Annotated in this window: 18 protein-coding genes and 4 pseudogenes; 8 read left to right on the plus strand and 14 right to left on the minus strand. The window is 38.4% G+C overall.

Annotated features, from left to right (window positions below):
- Window positions 1–319: 319 nt before the first annotated feature.
- The 3 genes from GHD25_RS12825 to GHD25_RS12835 are packed head-to-tail and all read left to right on the plus strand — an operon-like array spanning window position 320 to window position 1405.
- Window positions 320–538 (plus strand): hypothetical protein, encoded by a 219-nt coding sequence (locus GHD25_RS12825; protein WP_164217447.1) that lies wholly within the window; start codon window positions 320–322, stop codon window positions 536–538.
- Window positions 539–589: 51 nt separating this feature from the next.
- The gene (locus GHD25_RS12830) at window positions 590–1249 is read left to right on the plus strand and encodes a Ger(x)C family spore germination C-terminal domain-containing protein (RefSeq protein ID WP_164217449.1); all 660 of its coding nucleotides are present in this window, start codon (window positions 590–592) and stop codon (window positions 1247–1249) included.
- Complete coding sequence (locus tag GHD25_RS12835) at window positions 1250–1405, plus strand: hypothetical protein (RefSeq protein ID WP_164217451.1); 156 nt, start codon at window positions 1250–1252, stop codon at window positions 1403–1405.
- 119 nt (window positions 1406–1524) lie between these two features.
- Here GHD25_RS12835 and GHD25_RS12840 read toward each other — a convergent pair whose 3' ends face one another.
- From GHD25_RS12840 to GHD25_RS12905, 14 genes and pseudogenes are all read right to left on the minus strand, one after another.
- Window positions 1525–2283: a glycerophosphodiester phosphodiesterase gene (locus GHD25_RS12840; protein WP_164217453.1), complete on the minus strand. Its 759-nt coding sequence runs from the start codon at window positions 2281–2283 to the stop codon at window positions 1525–1527.
- Window positions 2284–2413: 130 nt separating this feature from the next.
- Window positions 2414–3808 (minus strand): ABC transporter substrate-binding protein, encoded by a 1395-nt coding sequence (locus tag GHD25_RS12845; protein WP_164217455.1) that lies wholly within the window; start codon window positions 3806–3808, stop codon window positions 2414–2416.
- 85 nt (window positions 3809–3893) lie between these two features.
- A complete protein-coding gene (locus GHD25_RS12850) occupies window positions 3894–4709 on the minus strand; it encodes a carbohydrate ABC transporter permease (RefSeq protein WP_164217457.1) in 816 nt (271 codons plus the stop codon).
- Complete coding sequence (locus GHD25_RS12855; protein ID WP_164217534.1) at window positions 4706–5644, minus strand: carbohydrate ABC transporter permease; 939 nt, start codon at window positions 5642–5644, stop codon at window positions 4706–4708. The genes GHD25_RS12850 and GHD25_RS12855 overlap by 4 nt, the downstream gene beginning before the upstream one ends.
- A 2-nt stretch (window positions 5645–5646) precedes the next feature.
- Entirely contained in the window at window positions 5647–6762 is a 1116-nt protein-coding gene (locus GHD25_RS12860; protein ID WP_164217459.1) for an ABC transporter ATP-binding protein, read from the minus strand.
- A gap of 294 nt (window positions 6763–7056) precedes the next feature.
- Window positions 7057–8028 carry a tRNA dihydrouridine synthase gene (locus GHD25_RS12865; protein ID WP_164217461.1) on the minus strand — a complete coding sequence of 324 codons (972 nt, stop codon included), beginning with the start codon at window positions 8026–8028 and terminating at the stop codon, window positions 7057–7059.
- A 345-nt stretch (window positions 8029–8373) separates the two neighbouring features.
- Entirely contained in the window at window positions 8374–8691 is a 318-nt protein-coding gene (locus tag GHD25_RS12870; protein ID WP_164217462.1) for a YxeA family protein, read from the minus strand.
- A 15-nt stretch (window positions 8692–8706) separates the two neighbouring features.
- Window positions 8707–10629: an FtsX-like permease family protein gene (locus GHD25_RS12875; RefSeq protein WP_164217465.1), complete on the minus strand. Its 1923-nt coding sequence runs from the start codon at window positions 10627–10629 to the stop codon at window positions 8707–8709.
- A 2-nt stretch (window positions 10630–10631) separates the two neighbouring features.
- Complete coding sequence (locus GHD25_RS12880) at window positions 10632–11405, minus strand: ABC transporter ATP-binding protein (RefSeq protein WP_164217467.1); 774 nt, start codon at window positions 11403–11405, stop codon at window positions 10632–10634.
- 165 nt (window positions 11406–11570) lie between these two features.
- Window positions 11571–12608, minus strand: a complete 1038-nt coding sequence (locus tag GHD25_RS12885) for a sensor histidine kinase (protein ID WP_164217469.1) — start codon at window positions 12606–12608, stop codon at window positions 11571–11573.
- An 11-nt stretch (window positions 12609–12619) separates the two neighbouring features.
- Window positions 12620–13303, minus strand: a complete 684-nt coding sequence (locus tag GHD25_RS12890) for a response regulator transcription factor (RefSeq protein WP_164217470.1) — start codon at window positions 13301–13303, stop codon at window positions 12620–12622.
- A 290-nt stretch (window positions 13304–13593) separates the two neighbouring features.
- Entirely contained in the window at window positions 13594–14016 is a 423-nt protein-coding gene (gene arsC, locus GHD25_RS12895) for an arsenate reductase (thioredoxin) (protein WP_164217472.1), read from the minus strand.
- Window positions 14013–15328 (minus strand): annotated as a pseudogene (locus tag GHD25_RS12900) (arsenic transporter). The gene arsC and the pseudogene GHD25_RS12900 overlap by 4 nt, the downstream one beginning before the upstream one ends.
- 282 nt (window positions 15329–15610) lie before the next feature.
- Window positions 15611–16057: pseudogene (locus GHD25_RS12905) on the minus strand (UPF0236 family transposase-like protein); the annotation flags it as partial.
- 173 nt (window positions 16058–16230) lie between these two features.
- On the opposite strand from GHD25_RS12905, the gene GHD25_RS12910 reads away from it, so the two are divergent.
- From GHD25_RS12910 to istB, 5 genes and pseudogenes are all read left to right on the plus strand, one after another.
- Window positions 16231–17145: a class I SAM-dependent methyltransferase gene (locus tag GHD25_RS12910; protein WP_164217476.1), complete on the plus strand. Its 915-nt coding sequence runs from the start codon at window positions 16231–16233 to the stop codon at window positions 17143–17145.
- 121 nt (window positions 17146–17266) lie between these two features.
- Window positions 17267–17563: a transposase gene (locus tag GHD25_RS19990; protein WP_164217477.1), complete on the plus strand. Its 297-nt coding sequence runs from the start codon at window positions 17267–17269 to the stop codon at window positions 17561–17563.
- A 16-nt stretch (window positions 17564–17579) separates the two neighbouring features.
- Entirely contained in the window at window positions 17580–17816 is a 237-nt protein-coding gene (locus tag GHD25_RS12920; RefSeq protein WP_164217479.1) for a hypothetical protein, read from the plus strand.
- Between the two features lie 24 nt (window positions 17817–17840).
- Window positions 17841–17996: pseudogene (locus GHD25_RS20420) on the plus strand (Mu transposase domain-containing protein); the annotation flags it as partial.
- Window positions 17997–18452: 456 nt separating this feature from the next.
- Window positions 18453–19201, plus strand: a pseudogene (istB, locus tag GHD25_RS12930) (IS21-like element helper ATPase IstB).

Below are 19201 nucleotides of genomic sequence, written 5' to 3' on the forward strand. Positions count from 1 at the left end.
CAATATTATCTTTCTTTTTGGCACAGTCATCTTAAGTATTATTTTAACATTTATAAAGTAAATGTTATCGCTGAACCTAATAAGCGTTTAAAATAAACTTTGTTCCACAAATATATCAGTTTGGCGGTAAAAGATAAATTAATTAGATGAATTGTATTCAAGGAGGAGAAGGATTTTGAAAGCATTATTAGTAATTGATGTACAAAACGGGATTGTAGAGTTGGGCGAGTTTACTGAGGAACTTTCACGTATGGAGAATATAATCAAAGATTTTCTTTAAAAACAAACGGAATGCCTGTTATTTTCATTAGACATTTAGATGATTAAGAAGAAAGTCAGTTTTCATAGGGATTCAGCCGGATCTGTACTTCATCATTATTTGAAGGATTATGCCGATTATGTCATAGATAAACAAACAACAAACCTGTCATTTGATGAAGTGAATGCTCCGTTCAATATAACGGAGTTGTTTTTTATTACTGGCTTTCCCATTTTGGACGGGGACAGGAGACTGGAATCACTCCCCCTTCCAGGTTAATTGAGTTTTTCGAATCACAGAGGGGGGATGCAGACCTTTTTTTAGGGACGTATGGAACTACGGAAAGGAGCGAAGAGAACAATCTGGAAGATCCGGATCGAATTGAAGCCGGGGAGTTCCAGTATGAAGGCCAGACAAACACTACACAATTTTACAAGATCTGCAGTTTTCAAAGAAGGAAAAATGATTGATACCTTTACCATCAAAGAAACCAGACTATCTTATTTATTAAGCAATGACATGAAACAGCCCGGTGAAATATTAACAACTTTTAATGATCCATTTAATAAGGAATATCAAATAGCGGCAAGGATCGCCAGGAAGGGAAATATTCGATTAAATATGGAATTGGATGGGGAAAACCCTTCTATTAAAGGAACTGTTCCTGTTCGGATGGCAATTCTGACAAACCATAGCATGATTGATTTTGAAAATGACCAAAACAAAAGAGAGACGCTAAAAGCATCCATCGAGGAAACGATGAACAAGCAATTTGCGGAACTGATCCAAAAAACGCAGGAAGAATTAGGTTCAGAGCCGTTTGGCTGGTCATTGGCCGCCAGAAAAGAATTTCGCACTATTCCCGAATTCACAGCATTTGACTGGATGAAAACGTATCCTGAAATGGACATAGATATCAAAACCGAGGTGGAATTTGAAAATTTCGGAAGACAAACCGACCTTCCGAGTCTGGAAGAAGTGAGGGATTAGATGATGATAGTAATAGCGCTGGCTGTTTTCGTTATTTTTATCTATACAGCCGGTTTTGCAGTAAAGCTGTGGAAAGAGAAAAATAAGCCGGGGTCAATTGCCATCTTTCTTTTAGCTATTGGAATTGTTGTAACCCCGTTTTTTTCTGTGTTATAAGGGGGGTGCTGTCACTTCCCGATCCCGCCGAAAGCAATGCCCTTTAAACATACTTTGGGAAATTCGGGAAGGGACAGCTTTTATACGACGCAACGAGCATTTTGGCCTGCGAACCGTATTTAGGCGAAAGTTTTTCTTTCGCTTTTGTAGAAAAGGGCTTTTTCCGGAAAATCTGTTATGATTGTATTTACACCCAGGTCCAATAATTGCTTCAATCCATCGATGTCATTTACGGTCCAAATACGGGTTTTTTCTAATAGATCCTTATAAGAAAACACATCTGAAAAAAAGGTTCCCCTTGATAAATGCAGTGCTTCCAGCTCCAGGCTTTGTAAGTAATCCTTTGGATGAGAAATCTGCTGATCCAATAACCAGGCAATTTCTGCATTTTGATCTATCTGTTTAATACGCAGTATGCTAGGTAAATGAAAAGAAGAATAAACCACTTTACGCCCGTCCCCGTATTCCTTTACAAGTGATAAAACTTTTTCTTCCAGGTGCTCATATCTAAAGTGGCAGGTCTTTAATTCAATATTCAGTTCTATTTTATACGGTGCTAAAAGCTCAAGAACTTCCTGAAGTGCTGGTATACGTTCCAAATTCCAAGCCTCTTCATAGTTTGGAAAATGTGCATAATTCATCCCTGCACTAAACTGCTTTATTTCTTTTAATGAATGATCTTTCACATAGCCTGTGCCGTTTGTCGTCCTATCTAAAATTTCATCATGAATAACAACAATTTCGCCATCCTTTGTCATATGAACATCTATTTCAATTCCGTCTGCACCCAGTTCAATCGCCTGACGGAACCCTAACAGCGTATTTTCCGGCAATGTACCCATACAACCACGGTGTCCATATATCTTCGTCTCAGTCATCGTAACACTTCCTTATTAATTTATAGAAAGCTTCAACAGTCATTAAGTCACTTATTACATCATGGCAGGTTATTGAAAAAAGGGAACAAAGCATAAACTCTATTCCCCAATCTCATATTGCTGCTGGAAATCAATTTCCTCTGGCTGCGTTTGCCTGCTCTATCGCATGATTAAATTGTTCAACTGCTGTATTATAGGCCTCATCAACATCTCCGCCATTATATACCGATTCAAGTGCAGTTTCCATAATTTTACGGCCTTCAGGGATCATATCCATTAATGCCCCTTGTGTTGCGTAGGATGACGTGGTCGCCTGTAATTGATCCACTGTTACCTGCAGCTGAGGCATTTCTTCATATGCATCTATTACCACTTGTTCCTCATAGGCGTCAGGATTAATTGCAAAATAACCGGTTCCCACATGCCATTCTGCCTGTACCTCGGGGGTTTGCAGGTATTTCATGAAATCCCAGGCAGCATCTGTTTCCGCCTCCGGTTTTCCATCGATCATCCAAAGACTTGCTCCGCCGATGACTACACCGGCACGTTCTTTACCTTCAGGGTGCGGCAAGAATGCAATGCCCACTTCAAATGGTGCATTATCGATGACATCTCTTGAGTTTGCCGAAGACTGTAAGAACATGGATACATCGCCAGCCAGGAATCCGGCTAACATGTTATCACCGTTCGTACCATAGTTTGCAAATGTTCCATCATTAACCATATTTTCAACCCAATTAAAGATTGATTTTCCTTCCTCTTCCGACCAGCCAATTTCAGAAGGTGTATCTGAGCGCCCATTATCATTATTTAGTAATAATGCACCTTGGTTTGCGAGCAGCTGTTCATATAACCAGCCATACGCCTGAAGTGCAAAACCCTGCATATCCGGATTTGATTCCACAATCGCTTTACTGGCTTCCTCTACTTCTGCAAAAGTTTCCGGTGGAGCTTCGGGATCTAAACCTGCCTCTTCAAAGGCATCTTTATTGTAATACATGACAGGCGTAGAAGAGTTAAATGGCATAGAATAAAAGGTACCATCTAATGAATAGTAGTTAATAATATTCTCTTCCAAACCGCTCATGTCATACCCATCTGCATCGATAAATTCCTGAATCGGCACAATGCTTCCGCTATTGATCATCGACATTGTCCCAATTTCAAAAGTTTGAATAATCGTTGGCGCACTGTCTGTACCAGCAACACTATTGAATTTTGTCAATGCTTCATCATACGATCCTTGATATTCTGCATTCACTTGTACTTCCTCCTGAGAATCGTTATAACTGTCAACAATCGCGTTCAGCGCTTCCTGTCCGGCTCCTCCCATGGAATGCCAGAACGTAACAACTTGTTTCTCATTACTGTCACCGGATTCTTCCCCGCTCGCAGTTTCAGTCGCTGCGGCTTCCGTTTCTCCTTCAGCACCTGCATCATCTGTACTCTCACCTGAACTGTCTGAACCACATGCAGCAATGAATAATAGAATACCTAACATTATTATCGGGAATATTTTTTTCATACTTCTGGACACTCCTTTTTTATAAAATATAGTTACATTTGCTTTCCGCCGGAACAACGCACATTTGCTCACTTTTTATCCCTGTCTATTTTAATGCCCCTTCCGTCAATCCTTTTTGTAATTTACTTTGACCCAGGAATAATAAAATCAATGTTGGGATGACAACTATGATAGCACCAGCCATAATCACCCCCCAGTCATTTAACTGTTCCTGTGTCTGTAACTGCTTTAATCCAATTTGTACGGTACGAACACTATCATTTGTGGTTGATAATAATGGCCACAAATACATATTCCAGGAAGTCAAAAACCCGTAAACACCCAATGTCACCAAACTCGTTCTTGCAACAGGCAGAACGACCGTTAAGTAGAATTTAAAATCTCCCATGCCTGCTATCTGACTTGCTTCTCTTAATTCCTTTGGGATCTGTTTAAAGTTTTGCCTCAATAAGAACGTACCAAATGCCATTGCAAAAAAAGGAACGGTTAACCCGGGATATGTATCAATCCAGCCTAAGTCCCGAATGATATGGAAGTTTGGAATGATGGAAGCTTCAAAAGGAACCATCATGGTTGCGATAAAGACATAGAAAAGTAAATCTCTTCCTTTAAACTCCAAAAATACAAAGGCATATGCTGCCAAGCTGGATAAAATTAATTGTCCCAGCATAATTACAATGGAAACAACAAGACTATTAAACAAGTATTTGAGTAAAGGAAACTGATTAAATGCTTTCACATAATTATCCAATGTCAATGAAGAAGGTAAGCTTCCGGTCATAATATCCTGATTTGTCATAAAGCTCATAACAAATGCCATCAAAGTCGGCGAAAACACAAGCATACTTGAGATGATTAACAACAGATAGAAAATGATTTTTCTGGTGATTGGAATGGTCATTGATAATGAACTCTCCTTTCACCAATTTTAAATTGCAAAAATGTCATGATAAGAATAATGATAAACAATAAGACAGCCTGCGCACTTGCAGAACCAAATTGATAATTAACAAACGCCTCCCGGTAAATAGAATAGACAATAAGATTGGTTGCATTCACCGGGCCGCCCTGTGTTAATATATCGATCTGGCCAAATGTTTGAAAGGCATTAATAATGGTGACCGTTATAACAAAAAACAGTGACGGTGAAAGCATGGGAATAGTTATTCTTCTTAGTTTGTAAAAATAACCTGCCCCATCAATGTCTGCACTTTCATATAAATAGGAGTCAATCGATTGTAAACCACCTAATAAAATGAGAAAGGTAAAACCAAGATTCATCCAGATGGTTGTAATCGATACGGCTATCAAGGCCCATGCCGGGTCCGTAAGCCAGCCTACTCCGTCAATACCAGCCGCCTCGAGCAGCATATTCAGTAAACCTATAGAAGGATGAAATAAATACAGCCAGAAAACAGACGCAGCGGCAACAGATATCCCCATGGTGGAGGAGTAAAGGGTACGGAAAAGGCCAATCCCTCTTAACTTTTCATTAGCAATAACAGCTAAAAATAATGCAATAATAATGGTTACTGGAACAGTGTATAGTACAAATAAAAATGTTGACTTTATGCTTTGCAGGAATACCGGTGAACTAAACAGGTTCACGTAGTTTTCCCAATTGACAAAAACGGTGGTATTTCCGGCAGCATCTGTTAGAAAAAAACTTAAATAGATCGTGCGGACGAGCGGATAGAAAAGAAACACGCCAAATAGAACAATGGATGGCAATAAAAACAGCATACCTTTGAAAAAGTTCTTTATCCTCTGTTTCCTTTTCACCTTATCAAAATGAATTTGGCTGCCTGCGGTTGCCGGAATAGCTGTACTATGCATACTCATATGGACACAACCTCTTGTTCCTTCACGAAGTTTGCAGACTTGATCAATAACCCTGTATTTGAATCAAAAAAGCAAAAATTTCCACTATCAATATGTACAGGAACCATTTCCCCTACTTGCACATCCCATTGCCCCAGCCATTTAGCCATCCATAATGTGGATCCGACATCAAATGCAATTAAGGTTTCATTCCCAAGCTGTTCGACATTCACTGCTTCTAAATGATGTGTTGTATTTTCAGCTGTTCCGGGTAAAAGATGTTCTGCTCTAATGCCTACCGTCAAATCAATGTTTCCTGGAATATCATCCATATCAGGGCCCTGCGCAATACGAAGTGTATCTTCTATAACTAATTGGTTTTGATTCATGGAATAAACGGCTTTCCCCATGTTCATTTTTGGAGAGCCAATAAATGAGGCAACAAATAAATTCTCCGGTTCATTATAAAGCGTAATTGGTTTGCCGACCTGCTGAATTTTTCCGTCATTAAGCACCATAATACGGTCACCCATAGTCATGGCCTCCACCTGATCATGGGTAACATATACCATTGTCAGCCCTAATCTTTTTTGCAGACGGCGAATCTCAATCCGCATTTGCGCACGAAGCTTTGCATCTAAATTAGAAAGTGGTTCGTCCATTAAACAAAGGGGTGCCTCGCTCACAACAGATCTGGCCAATGCCACCCGCTGTTTTTGTCCGCCTGAAAGCTCTTTTGGCTTTCTGTTTAACAGTTCACTCAGTCCCATCATTTCAGCAGTCTCTGCCAATCTTTTTTGCTGCTCTTTTTTATTTACTTTTTTTGCACCTAGACCAAACAGAATATTTTGCTCTACCGATAAATGCGGATACAACGCATAATTTTGAAAAACCATTGAAAGGTTTCTATCTTTTGGCGGCAGGTGATTTACAATCTTATCGCTAATTTTTAACGTACCGGATGTAATATCTTCCAAACCTGCGATCATGCGAAGCAGCGTACTTTTTCCGGACCCGGAAGGACCAACCAGTACAAAAAATTCTCCCTCTTCAATGGACAGATTAATTTCATCCAATACGTTTTTTTGTTTATCGTATGACTTTGAAATATCTATCAAATCAATTTGCCCCATATGCCCCACCCCTTTTCTTTAGATTTCCTATTTAGTATTTAAACATAATAATTTAGCAGGAAGTCATTATTTACCGCATTATTACAAAAAGCATACAAAGAGTTAAAAAAGTTAATATTGTGTTAATATTTTTTCGGCTTGATTGTTGCCAGACTTTATTAATACAAATAAAAAAAGCATCTGAAAGACAGGATGGAAAAGGAATCCAGCCTTTTCCAACAATCTCTCAGACGCTTTTTGGGATCGGGGCATGATCAAAAATACCTCCACGGTACTCCCGCCTACTATTCTCCGTTAAACTTTAATACGCTTTTGTTCAAAAATATCGAGCAATGTACGCACTTCATCGGTTGACTCAGTGCTCATCAATTGATTTCTTAATTCGCTCGCTCCACGGAAATCCCTGACATATATTTTAAAGAAGCGGCGAAGTGGTCTGAATGGACGCGGTTCTGATTTTGAATATTTATCAAAAAGATCCAGATGCAGCCTTAAAAGATCAAGCAATTCCTCACTGGTATGATCTTTCGGCTCTTTTTCAAAAGCAAATGGGTTTTTAAAAATACCGCGCCCAATCATCACACCATCCACACCGTATCGCTGAACGAGCTCCAGCCCGGTGCTGCGGTCAGGTATATCACCGTTAATTGTCAGCAGTGTCCTCGGTGCCACTTCATCACGAAGCTTCTTAATCTCCGGGATGAGTTCCCAGTGCGCATCTACTTTGCTCATTTCCTTTTTTGTGCGCAGATGAATGGATAGATTGACAATATCCTGTTTCAATATGTGTGTCAGCCAATCACGCCACTCATCCAACTTTGTGTAACCCAGCCTTGTTTTCACACTAACTGGCAAACCTCCCGCTTTTGCTGCATCTATCAGCGCTGCTGCAACATCCGGACGGCGGATCAGGCCACAGCCTTTTCCTTTGGCCGCCACATTCGGTACAGGACAGCCCATATTAATATCCACCCCGCTAAAACCTTGTTCGGCCATACCAATACTCATTTGCCGAAAGTATTCAGGCTTGTCCCCCCATATATGGGCTACCATTGGCTGTTCATCCTCTGTAAAGGTCAAACGGCCGCGTACACTTTGGATTCCCTCAGGATGACAATAGCTCTCCGTATTCGTAAACTCTGTAAAAAACACATCAGGCCTGGCTGCTTCACTCACCACATGACGAAATACAACATCTGTCACATCTTCCATTGGTGCCAGTATAAAAAACGGCCGTGGTAAATCACGCCAGAAATTATCTATCATTGTAATTCAATTCCTCTCATTTGCGGATAACCTTATCCTAACTTTATGCATAAAAAAACTCGCATTCGCTCATCTTTTGGTAAATGCGCCAGTTTTTTATTTTTATACTTCATGTAAAAAATGAAAGCAGGAAAGTGCCTGCTTCCTTTATACTTATACCATGAATAAGCATTTTTTATCAAAGGATAGAAAATTCAAAATCATTATTTTCCATAGTCTGCTCCTTTATTTATTAAAAATTAAATTACATATTGGTCCTTTCCACATCGGCACATTTATCTAGTTCTTTGCCAGCAACTCTTAACTCTGCAATTAACCTAACTAAACCACTAATAACGTTTGGTTTTATGGCATTTCATCCTCATTTATGAATTTATATTCTACTGTATAGGTACCTTTGGAGAGTACTTTTAAGAGTGTGCCTTGCTCTAGTCTCGTACTGGCGGTAAATACGACTCGTTTCGTCTCTCCGCTTTCGGTGACACCTTGCTCCCTATATTTATATCTTCCGTTATCATCTGTTGGTTCATCTTGAACTTCAACATATACATATTCCTGATCAATCAATGGATTAAAACGATCGAATGTTTCGCGAAATCCGAGGTACAGGCTAGCAATAATAACAACTACAACGAGACAAGAAAATAAGATCTTCTTTTTCATAACTTTTCGCCCTTTCTATAAAGCCTTTGTAACAATGCTCTTGTAATATCGAATGGTAACAAAGGTAAACATTAAATAGATGACAATATACACGGCCATACTAATGAAGATTGGAGTAAGCATACTTGCTGCGATAAGAACAGAACCTACGTTAAGGGCAAAAGCAGCGTGAATCAACCCAATTCCCAGGGGAATTAAATAAACAAAGAGCTGTTTACGAATGATGCCTTTCATTATATCGTTTACTCGAAATCCAAGCTGCCGCAGTGTAAGATAATATGTTTTTTCTTGTTCAGCCTCTGTCATTTGTTTAAAATACAAAATGCTTCCCGTTGAAAGAATGAACACAAAACCTAACAAGCCAGCGATGAAAATGAGCAGCCCGTTGGTTTGAAGAGAGTCCTGGTATGCGGTATAAAAATCCGTTATATACAGATCACTGTCTACATTCGTAAGAAAGATACCAGAGGCGGTTTCCGATTTTTCATCATCTAATAATTGGAATACCTCGAAGGTCAATATTTCTTTGTCCTCACTCTCCTGAATTCGGTCTCTCATTCTCTCGAAAGTTTCCCCAGAAACAAGTAATTGTGAACCATAGAATCTGTAATTCATTACGTTTTCAAGCTTAAAATTAGAAACTGTTAGTCGATTAACTTCATCATTTGATGGGAACTCTACGTATTTTGGATATGAAATCTCCATTCCTTCTATTATTGCTCTCGTATTATGATAGATTGCTTCACCATCTTGGGGGCTCTCAACATCTAATCCTGCATGTGCCATCTGCTCTGCTGAGAAAAGCATAAACGTTCTCTGACGACGATCTGCACTTGGATCCTGCTCTACCCATGCGCCATCAAATCGTATAGCATCTAATTCATAATGATTGAATTTAATTTGCTCTTCTTCTAACCTGCTTGAAATAATAGCAGCTTCCTCTTCCATATTTTCCACTGCAAAATCAAAAGGCATCGCCAACCTCACATCGTTTTCAGTTGAATAGTATAGGGAATAAGAAAGTGAGATCATCGTAATTGTCATCGCAGACAATACTGTGATTATGGTTAAGGAATTGGCGTGATCTTTCATTCTGTGCATTAAAGGTGCTACTGACAGGCTATTATACAAGCCGAGATGTCCATTTTGCTTTTTTCGAAAAATATATAAAATCCAGCTGATTGTCGTATGAAAGACCAGATAGGTTCCGAGTATCGTACTAGCGAGAACGAATAACATAAGGAACATCAGTGCATCTGCATTGTCTATAATCAAGGTTGACACATAATATCCAAACCCTATTAAACTTAACCCTGCTAACCCTAAAATGCCTGAAACGATACTTGGACGTTTGACAAAGTAATCAGTCCGATTATTTGCTTGAAACAATTGAAGCAGGCTACTGCGATACACCGTCCATATAATTTGCAAGGATGTGACAACAATCAAGCAAGTAAAAACGGTGATTGTTTGAATGACTGCTTGGCTTGAGAATGTTAAGCCAACCATAACCTCAATATCTATCAGGTTCATAAACAATATGAGAAAGAGTCGCGAGAGCAAAGCTCCTACTAGCATTCCGATTAATAAAGCTCCCAGACCAAGAATAGTGTACTCCAAAATCAGGACCCGAGCGACCCAAGCCTTAGACAAACCAATTAATTGATACAATCCAATTTCTTGACTGCGCCTTCTAATAAAGATGCTCGTCGCATATATCGTAAACACTACAGTAATAAAAATGAGTAATATTCCGGCAACTTGAAAGGCTGTTGAGAAGTTCGTACTTGTTTTAACCATTTGAACAATGGTTTGGTCATTCTGGAGGGTAGAAAAGATAAAATACAAACTTATACTGAAAATCATTGCGAAAAAATAGAGATAATACATTTTGATGTTTTTTCGCATGCTACGGATCACTAATTTTCGTGTATTCATTTCTAGTCGCCTCCTCCAAGAACAGCTTGCATATCAAGAATTTCCTTAAAGAAGGATTCTCTCGTTTTTTCTCCACGGTACAATTCAGAAAAGATTCTTCCATCCTTTAAAAAGACCACACGGCTACAATAGCTAGATGCCAGCGGGTCATGAGTAACCATAACTATGGTGACTTGTCTTGCTTGGTTAATCTCATGTAAATTTTTTAATAAATTGGCGGCTGCCTTTGAATCAAGGGCACCGGTAGGTTCATCAGCAAAAACAATCGAAGGCGAATGAATTAAAGCACGTGCTGCAGAGGTACGTTGCTTTTGACCACCTGAAATTTCAGAAGGGTACTTATTAGCTAATTCCTTAATATCTAAAATCTCTGCAATGGCATTAAACTCAGTTTCAGCTTGATGTTTGCTTATTTTTGTTAAAGAAACAGGCAGCAATATATTTTCTTTTACTGTTAATGGATCAAGCAAATTGTATTCTTGAAAAATAAAGCCTAAATGTTCCCGACGTATATTTGAAAGCTGGCTATCCCTCATTTTCGAAATCTCGTTGCCTTTTATAGAAACCTGCCCTTCTGTGGGACGGTCAATAGTAGCTAATGTATTTAAAAGAGTTGTCTTGCCTGAACCTGAAGGTCCCATAATTCCAACAAACTCACCCTCTATCACTCGAAGGTCGATTCCTTGTAACACCTGTTGAGCATTTCCCTTTAAACCAAAAGATTTACGTAATCCTTCAGCAATTAGAACTGTCTTTGGTGTATTTTGATTTTCCATTCCATACACTCCAATCAAGTTGCTTTATAGACAGTATAATTCTTTTATTTCTCCAGGTCGTAAGTTTTACGTGATAAATTGCGATCCAATGTGATATTTTTGTCACTTTGCCAAATAAAAAGCAGTCAGGATTGAAATATCCTAACTACTTCATTCATGCCTGTTTTATAGTAATGATCGCCTAATGCTTTCAAATGGATTATCACCGGAGAATATCATTAAAATAGTAGTACCTTCTCCCACGGTTGAAGCAACTTCAAGTTGAATATGTAACATCTTGCTTATTTTTTTTGCAAGATAAAGTCCCATGCCTGTGGATGAATGCTGTATCCTCCCATTTTCTCCGGTAAAGCCTTTATCAAATATTCTTGGCAGGTCATGTACTTGAATGCCAGGCCCTTCATCTTTAATTGTTACGATGACAAATTCATTTTCATGGAGGCCAATGTGAATGAATATATTTCCATCTGTAGGACTGTACTTAATCGCATTCGTTAAAAGCTGTCTAATCACAAACCCGCACCACTTTTTATCAGTGTAAACGGTAGATGAAGTGTTCCCCGTCAAATCAATCGATATATTTTTTTCCATGCACCATGTTGATAATTCACGAATCTCTTCTCTTATCAAATCTTGCACATTCTGTTTTTCGGGGAGTAAGTCTGAGTCTAGGTTAGCTAAACGCGAAATATAAAGTTGTTGGTCGGTCAATAGGTGCATTCTCAACCAGAGCGAATTTAGCCTCTGAGCTAACTCGTTAGAAGGATAAGCATCCATGATTATCTTCATCGCTGTTAGAGGCGTTTTCAATTCATGAACCCATGATGCAAGATCATTATCGTCCATTTGTTGGAAGGAAAGATCCTCACGTCGTTTATTTTGCTCAAACTCGTGAATTGTCTGTAAAAGTGTATAAACAATTTTGTCCGGAAAACCGTTATGAGGGGAAGGTAAGCTTTCAAACCAGTCATCTCCCAGTTCGTTGGAAAGAATAAGCAGGGATTTAAAATAAGAAGTTTCTTTCTTGTATCTAAAAATAAAAAAAGCAGCACAGATTGTTAGAAACAACACGTTTAAATAAATGATTGAGTGTGAATCCACACGAATGCCCGCATCAAATAGGATTAAAGCGTTAGTGAGCAGAAGGAGTAACGCAATTAGGCCAATCCAACTCTTTTTATAAACTAGGTAAGAGATAAACATTTTGAATCCTCCTATAGTGTAACGGACATATAACCGAGTCCTTTTTTGGTCACAATCCCATTGGCTAAATTAAGAGAGGAGAGCTTTTGCCGTAACCTGGTAACATTAGCTGTAAGCGTATTATCATTAATAAATTGATCATCATCCCAAAGCATTTGCATTAATTCGTGACGGGAAACAATTTTATTATTTGATTTGACTAATACCGAGAGAATAAAAAATTCATTTTTGGTAAGTTCAATGCTTTGCCCATCCTTATAAATTCTTCCAGCCTTTACGTCAATAATGGCTTGATTCCATTCAATTACATCGGAGGATACTTCTTCATACGTATAGGTTCGACGAAGAATTGCCTGAACTTTGGCGAGAAGGACATCCATATGAAATGGTTTCTGAACGTAATCATCCGCCCCAAAGTTCATGGCCATCACCATATCCATCGGATGATCTCTTGATGAAAGAAAAATAATGGGAACTTCGGACACGGCACGTATTTCTCTACACCAATGAAACCCATCAAACTTAGGAAGCTGTATATCAATCATGACTAAGTGAGGCTGATGCACTGCAAAGTCTTCCATTACATTAGAAAAATTACTTGGACTACTTACCTCATATGACCACTGGCTTAACCCTTCATTTAGTGCTTCTAAGAGAAGGGAATCGTCTTCGATAATAAAAATGTTCATATTCATTGGATGTCCTCCTTTCTTTATACTTATTTATTCTAAACTATTCATAATTAGAAAACAATTTGTCCTTCCTATCTATCACTAAGATGGAGCCACCTTTGATTGGGGATTTACGATCCTATTGAAAATAAACAATTATTTCACTGAATTTGGTGAATCACCAATAGGATTATAGAGTATGGAAAACCCTTACAGTTTAAAATAGTTGGAGAGGAGATCAACCCTCTCATTTATTTGTTCTCCTCATCAAAAGTACGAACAAAAATACTGAAACCAATAGGAGCTAGCCTAAACTATTTCCCTGTCTCTGCAAACAGCTTAATTCGTTCCCCAATTTCATCACGAACACGCTGGAAAACTTCCCATTTTTCCTCCTCTGTTCCTTCTGCTCTTGCAGGATCATCAAATCCCCAATGTTCCCTTTTCACTGCCGGTGGTGTTACAGGGCAACTATCTTTTGCATTACTACAAAGGGGAATAGCTAAAGTTGCATTATTTAGTATTTTAGAATCAATAATATCGGATGTTTGGTTTGAAATGTCAATCCCTGATTCTTTCATTGCTTTAACTGCATTCGGGTTCAGTCCGTGTGCTTCAATTCCAGCACTCTTAACTTCCCATTCATCCTGGTTTAAGTATTCTTTTGCCCAACCTTCTGCCATTTGGCTTCGGCATGAATTCCCAGTACATAGAAAACAGATTATCTTTTTAGTCATAAAATAATTCTCCTTAGAAAAGTAATATATGAAACATAGAGTCCAATCAATGTTACAAATAGGATAGGCATTGTTAATACAATCCCTGTTTTAAAGTATGTTCCCCACGATATCTTCACACCTTTTTGGAATAATACATGAAGCCATACTAATGTGGCAAGTGACCCAATTGGAGTGATCTTTGGACCTTAAATCGGATCCAATAATGTTTCCATAAACAAGTGCCTCTCGGATGACACCTGTTGTATTTGTTTCTGCAATTGCTAAAGCGTCAATCATAACCGTCGGCATATTATTCATAATTGCGGAAAGAATAGCTGCTATAAATCCCATGGTAATGGTAGCAATAAATAATCCTTCCTCTGCCAATTCCTGAATAACACCTGCCAAAACTGAGGTAAGGCCCGCATTCCCTAATCCATAAACAACCACATACATTCCAATCGAAAAAAACACAATGTTCCAAGGTGCGCCTTTAATCGCTGCTTTCGTATCCACTGCTTTACTTCTTCTAGCCATTAGAATAAAGAGTATCGCGACAATCCCTGCAACGATGGAAACAGGTATTTGAATGAATTCGCTCGTAAAGTAACCAATTAATAATACCGTTAAAACATACCAAGATAAGCGACAATTTTTGGTCTTTAATCGCTTCTTCTGGTTTTCTTAATTTAGATAAATCGTGTGCTTTTGGGATACTTTTTCTGAAGTAAATTAGTAAAACTGTAATTGTTGCAATGAGTGAAAAAGTGTTTGGGATGATCATCCTCAAAGCATATTCGAGGAATCCAATTCCAAAGAAATCCGCCGATACAATATTCACTAGGTTACTTACGACAAATGGCAGTGAAGTCGTATCGGCAATAAAGCCACTAGCGATAATAAACGGGAAAACCATCTTTTCTTTAAATTTCAAATGCCGGACCATTGCAAGTACAATTGGGGTCAATATTAATGCAGCTCCATCATTGGCAAATAATGCAGCAACGATGGCACCTAAAATACTTACATAGACGAACATTTTGATTCCATTCCCTTTTGCAATTCTCGCCATAAGTAAGGCAGCCCACCCAAACAAACCAATTTGATCTAATATCAATGAAATGAGGATAATTGCCACAAAAGATAATGTTGCATTCCACGTAATATCTATAACTTCTAAAACATCACCAAATCCGACCACTTCCACTAATAGGGCAATGACTGCGCCAATACAGGCAGACCAACCGATATTTAATCCTTTAGGCTGCCAAATAACAAAAATTAATGTAACAATAAAAATAATAAGCGCTAAAATCAATGTTGTTGACAAAAAATAGACCTCCAATTAACAGCAAGAAATTTCTACGATGTTTATTAACCTGCACAACAAGATTCTTCATCACCTTGCTCTGTATCATTATCTTCTTTTGTATAAAAGAACTCCCATTCATTCGTTTGTGTCAAGCTTTTCTCGGTACCCTTATAATACCAATATTTCTGGCACTCTGTTTTTGTACGCTTACACGCTACCGCGCGATTGTCATCGCTTGGTGGCCTGTCATTTTGTGTTACGTTCTACAAACCAAGAACCTAACACAAAATGACAGGGTGATTATCTAAAGCTCTTAGCCAGTTTTCCAATAGCCGATGAATGGGATTCGTACACAGCGATTGAACCCAGTTTCGCTCCAATGGACGAACGAGTCGGTTGATGCAGAGAAAATGATCTTCGAACCATCTTTTTCACTTCCCGCTGCTTTCTTGCACTCCGATGCAGACCCTGAAGATAAGCTTCTCTTAAAGTCCCGTTTAGCTTGCCCTGCTTCACTTTGACCATGGCTTCGGCACCATCCTGACTCCAATGCATTCCTCTTTTCTTCATCCGATACGTAATATGGCGTTGATTGGATTCCATCGCTCCCAGGCTTCTTGCATCCTTTGGCGGATTGTTAATGCACGCTCTCCAATCTATAATCCGATCCCAATTGTTTAGGATATACGAACGGAATTTCTCCACTTTTTCTGTCTGCTTGGTATCATCAAGTGTGCTTTCATAGGTTAAGGAAAACACCCCGCTAGTCGAACTAGAAAATATTTTCCCCATAATACACAATCATTTAATTTGACAAAATAATTTATTTGTGCTATAATTTACAACTATCTATTTATTGTATATAATAAGGTTCACCTTGCCAGGGGGAATCTTATTTTTTTATCTGAGAGGAAGATGGTATGAAACAAAATGAGTCCAGTTTAACTTCCTTAGTATCGGCTTTCGGCCGAGCATATCACAGTAAATATGATACACCAAAAATTTTTGATGATTTTATTGCAAACAATTTAATTTCCGAAGAAGAGTTTTCAGCTATCAGCAAGAATATGATTGATGGGATACAATTTTTTAACAAAGATGTTGGGCAGAGGTTTAAAGATAATACAGAGGAAATTTTAAAATGGATTACACAAGTCCAGCTTTCCCCAACACCACTAGCACGCTCTGCCTATTGTGAAAAAGTATTACTTAATGAAGTTAAGTTAGGAGTAAAACAGTATGTCATACTTGGAGCTGGGTTAGATACTTTTAGTTTCCGATATCCAGAGTTGAAAAACAGATTACAGATATTTGAAATTGATCATCCAGCTACACAAGAATTAAAAAAGAAAAAGTTAGAGGAGGCTAAACTTAATATCCCGAATCATCTTCATTTTGTTTCTATGGACTTTACTAGTAAGTTTTCTCATCAAGATTTAGTAGATGAAGGTTTTGATAACAAAAAAACATTCTTTAGCTTTTTGGGTGTCTCATATTATTTAACTAAAGAAGAAAATGCGGACTTGATCAACCATTTATTTGCTAACGTTCCATCAGGTAGCTCTATTGTTTTTGACTATGCAGATGAAAAACTCTTTGAAGAAAAAGGAATGTCTAATAGAGTGGAAAATATGGTGAAAATGGCTTCAGCAAGTGGAGAACCAATGAAATCGTGTTTCACTTATAATGAAATAGAGAATATGTTAGAAAAATCAGGTTTACTAATTTATGAACATTTAACACCAACCACGATAAATGGGCTTTTCTTTAAAAATAGAACGGATTATTTGTCTGCATTCGAGACAATCCACTTAATCCACGCTGTAAAGAAATAATTTTGTAATTTAAGAGCCTCTCATTGGTAATGGTGATTGAGAGGCTTTTATTATTTGATACTACATTATATAATGGACCCAAGATTTTAGACACGAATAAGGGAGATGTTAAGGTAGGTATATGAAACGAAAAAGATATACACCAGAATTCAAATCGCAAATCGTGTTGGAAATCTTGAAGGAAGAAAAGCCAATGAGCCAGATAGCTTCGGAACATGGTATTCATGTAAACCAGCTGCAAAAGTGGAAAACACAGTTTCTGCAAGATATGTCCCAAGTCTTTGAGAAAAAGAATAAAGACAAGGAAAAAATGAAAGAAGATTACGAAAAACAACTAGAAGCTCTCTACGCTGAAGTTGGCAAATTAACCACGCAATTGTCGTGGATGAAAAAAATATCTGGAATCTACCACGACTAGACGGGAACGCATGGAGATGGTGGATTGGAAGGATCCAGACCTTCCTGTCTCCCAGCAGGCTAAACTACTTGGAATCAACCGTTCCAGCCTTTACTACAAGCCTGTGCAGCCGTCTCCTGAAGAGGTTGCCATTAAACACCGGATTGATGAGATCTATACCAAATACCCGTATTTTGGTTCACGCAAGATTGCCGAATTTCTAAAAAATGAAGGAGTGAACATTAACCTTATTTTTATAAAATTTGTGTCTTGACAATGGGGTCCACCATAGTTTGCATTGATTCCCCTGCCCTATTCACCATACGAGCTTGCGAGTTGGTCAAAGACCGTTGTCCAGCCCGATTACCATGTGAAAATTGATAATAACTACTACTCTGTTCCCTATGATTATATCAAATGTACCGTAGACGTTCGAGTAGCCCGAAATATCGTTGAGGTGTTTTATAAAAATATCCGGATTGCTTCGCATAAGAGGTCCAATAAAACAGGTGGGGATTTCTGTACGTTCCCTGATCATATGCCTAGGGATCACAGAAAATATGCATCGTTTGATAAGGAATTTATATTAGAGTGGGGTGCCACAACCGGTCCTTCCACAAAATTAACCATAGAAAGAATACTTGAATCTTATCCGACAGAAAAGCAAGGGTTAAAATCCACCTACGCTTTGATGAAACTGGCAGATAAATACTCGGTTGAACGCATTGAGAAGGCGTGTGAAAGAGTGTTGTCTTATACGCCACGACCAGAATTTAAAAGTATACAAACCATCCTAAAAACAGGACATGATAAATTACCATTAGAGAAAACAAGCAATCAAAGGAACACACCAAAAATGATAACGCATACGGGTTCACTCGTGGCGCTTCTTACTACGGAGGGAAAAATAATGACAACTGATAACACACTAACAAAATTAAATGAAATGAGAATGTCTGCGATGGCAGAAACACTTAGAGAGCAAATGAGGAATCCGGAATACCAAGAACTATCTTTCGTAGACCGATTTGGATTACTGGTAGATATCGAATGGTCCAGAAGACAAAATAATAAGCTTGATAGACTCATCAAACAAGCAGAATTACGAGACACATAGGCATGCATCGAAGATATAGAATATCATTCGGATAGAAAGCTCGATAAGGCACAAATTTTACGTTTAGCAACTGGAAATTATATTGAAGAGCATCACAATATTATATTAATGGGTGCTTCGGGAAACGGTAAGACGTATTTAGCTTGTGCGTTTGGCATCGCTGCATGTCGTCAATTCTATAAATTAAAATATATCCGATTACCTGATCTTTTGGATGAATTGGCAATCGCAAGAGGAGAAGGAACCTACAGAAAGGTAATGAAAAAATACAAGAATGTAAATCTACTTATCTTAGATGAATGGTGATTAACTCCGTTAAAAGAAACGGAAGCAAGAGATCTTCTTGAAATCGTGGAAGCACGCCACCAACAGGGATCAACAATCTTTTGTTCCCAATTTGACCCAAGAGGATGGCACGAAAAATTGGCGAAATTACGCTGGCAGATGCCATCTTGGATAGAATTGTGCATGATTCTTACAACATACTTATTGATGGTGAAGTATCGATGAGAGAGCGTCATGGATTAACGATATCCAAGTAA

The organism is Virgibacillus aidingensis, from assembly GCF_010994035.1.
Taxonomy (GTDB): Bacteria; Bacillota; Bacilli; order Bacillales; family Amphibacillaceae; genus Virgibacillus_N.

What these genes read in the sequence shown, in the direction of transcription:
- GHD25_RS12825 (WP_164217447.1), top strand. Translation starts at nt 320, where the DNA reads ATGATTAAGAAGAAAGTCAGTTTTCATAGGGATTCAGCCGGATCTGTA.
- GHD25_RS12830 (WP_164217449.1), top strand. Translation starts at nt 590, where the DNA reads ATGGAACTACGGAAAGGAGCGAAGAGAACAATCTGGAAGATCCGGATC.
- GHD25_RS12835 (WP_164217451.1), top strand. Translation starts at nt 1,250, where the DNA reads ATGATGATAGTAATAGCGCTGGCTGTTTTCGTTATTTTTATCTATACA.
- GHD25_RS12840 (WP_164217453.1), bottom strand. Translation starts at nt 2,283, where the DNA reads ATGACTGAGACGAAGATATATGGACACCGTGGTTGTATGGGTACATTG.
- GHD25_RS12845 (WP_164217455.1), bottom strand. Translation starts at nt 3,808, where the DNA reads ATGAAAAAAATATTCCCGATAATAATGTTAGGTATTCTATTATTCATT.
- GHD25_RS12850 (WP_164217457.1), bottom strand. Translation starts at nt 4,709, where the DNA reads ATGACCATTCCAATCACCAGAAAAATCATTTTCTATCTGTTGTTAATC.
- GHD25_RS12855 (WP_164217534.1), bottom strand. Translation starts at nt 5,644, where the DNA reads ATGCATAGTACAGCTATTCCGGCAACCGCAGGCAGCCAAATTCATTTT.
- GHD25_RS12860 (WP_164217459.1), bottom strand. Translation starts at nt 6,762, where the DNA reads ATGGGGCAAATTGATTTGATAGATATTTCAAAGTCATACGATAAACAA.
- GHD25_RS12865 (WP_164217461.1), bottom strand. Translation starts at nt 8,028, where the DNA reads ATGATAGATAATTTCTGGCGTGATTTACCACGGCCGTTTTTTATACTG.
- GHD25_RS12870 (WP_164217462.1), bottom strand. Translation starts at nt 8,691, where the DNA reads ATGAAAAAGAAGATCTTATTTTCTTGTCTCGTTGTAGTTGTTATTATT.
- GHD25_RS12875 (WP_164217465.1), bottom strand. Translation starts at nt 10,629, where the DNA reads ATGAATACACGAAAATTAGTGATCCGTAGCATGCGAAAAAACATCAAA.
- GHD25_RS12880 (WP_164217467.1), bottom strand. Translation starts at nt 11,405, where the DNA reads ATGGAAAATCAAAATACACCAAAGACAGTTCTAATTGCTGAAGGATTA.
- GHD25_RS12885 (WP_164217469.1), bottom strand. Translation starts at nt 12,608, where the DNA reads ATGTTTATCTCTTACCTAGTTTATAAAAAGAGTTGGATTGGCCTAATT.
- GHD25_RS12890 (WP_164217470.1), bottom strand. Translation starts at nt 13,303, where the DNA reads ATGAATATGAACATTTTTATTATCGAAGACGATTCCCTTCTCTTAGAA.
- arsC (WP_164217472.1), bottom strand. Translation starts at nt 14,016, where the DNA reads ATGACTAAAAAGATAATCTGTTTTCTATGTACTGGGAATTCATGCCGA.
- GHD25_RS12910 (WP_164217476.1), top strand. Translation starts at nt 16,231, where the DNA reads ATGAAACAAAATGAGTCCAGTTTAACTTCCTTAGTATCGGCTTTCGGC.
- GHD25_RS19990 (WP_164217477.1), top strand. Translation starts at nt 17,267, where the DNA reads ATGAAACGAAAAAGATATACACCAGAATTCAAATCGCAAATCGTGTTG.
- GHD25_RS12920 (WP_164217479.1), top strand. Translation starts at nt 17,580, where the DNA reads ATGGTGGATTGGAAGGATCCAGACCTTCCTGTCTCCCAGCAGGCTAAA.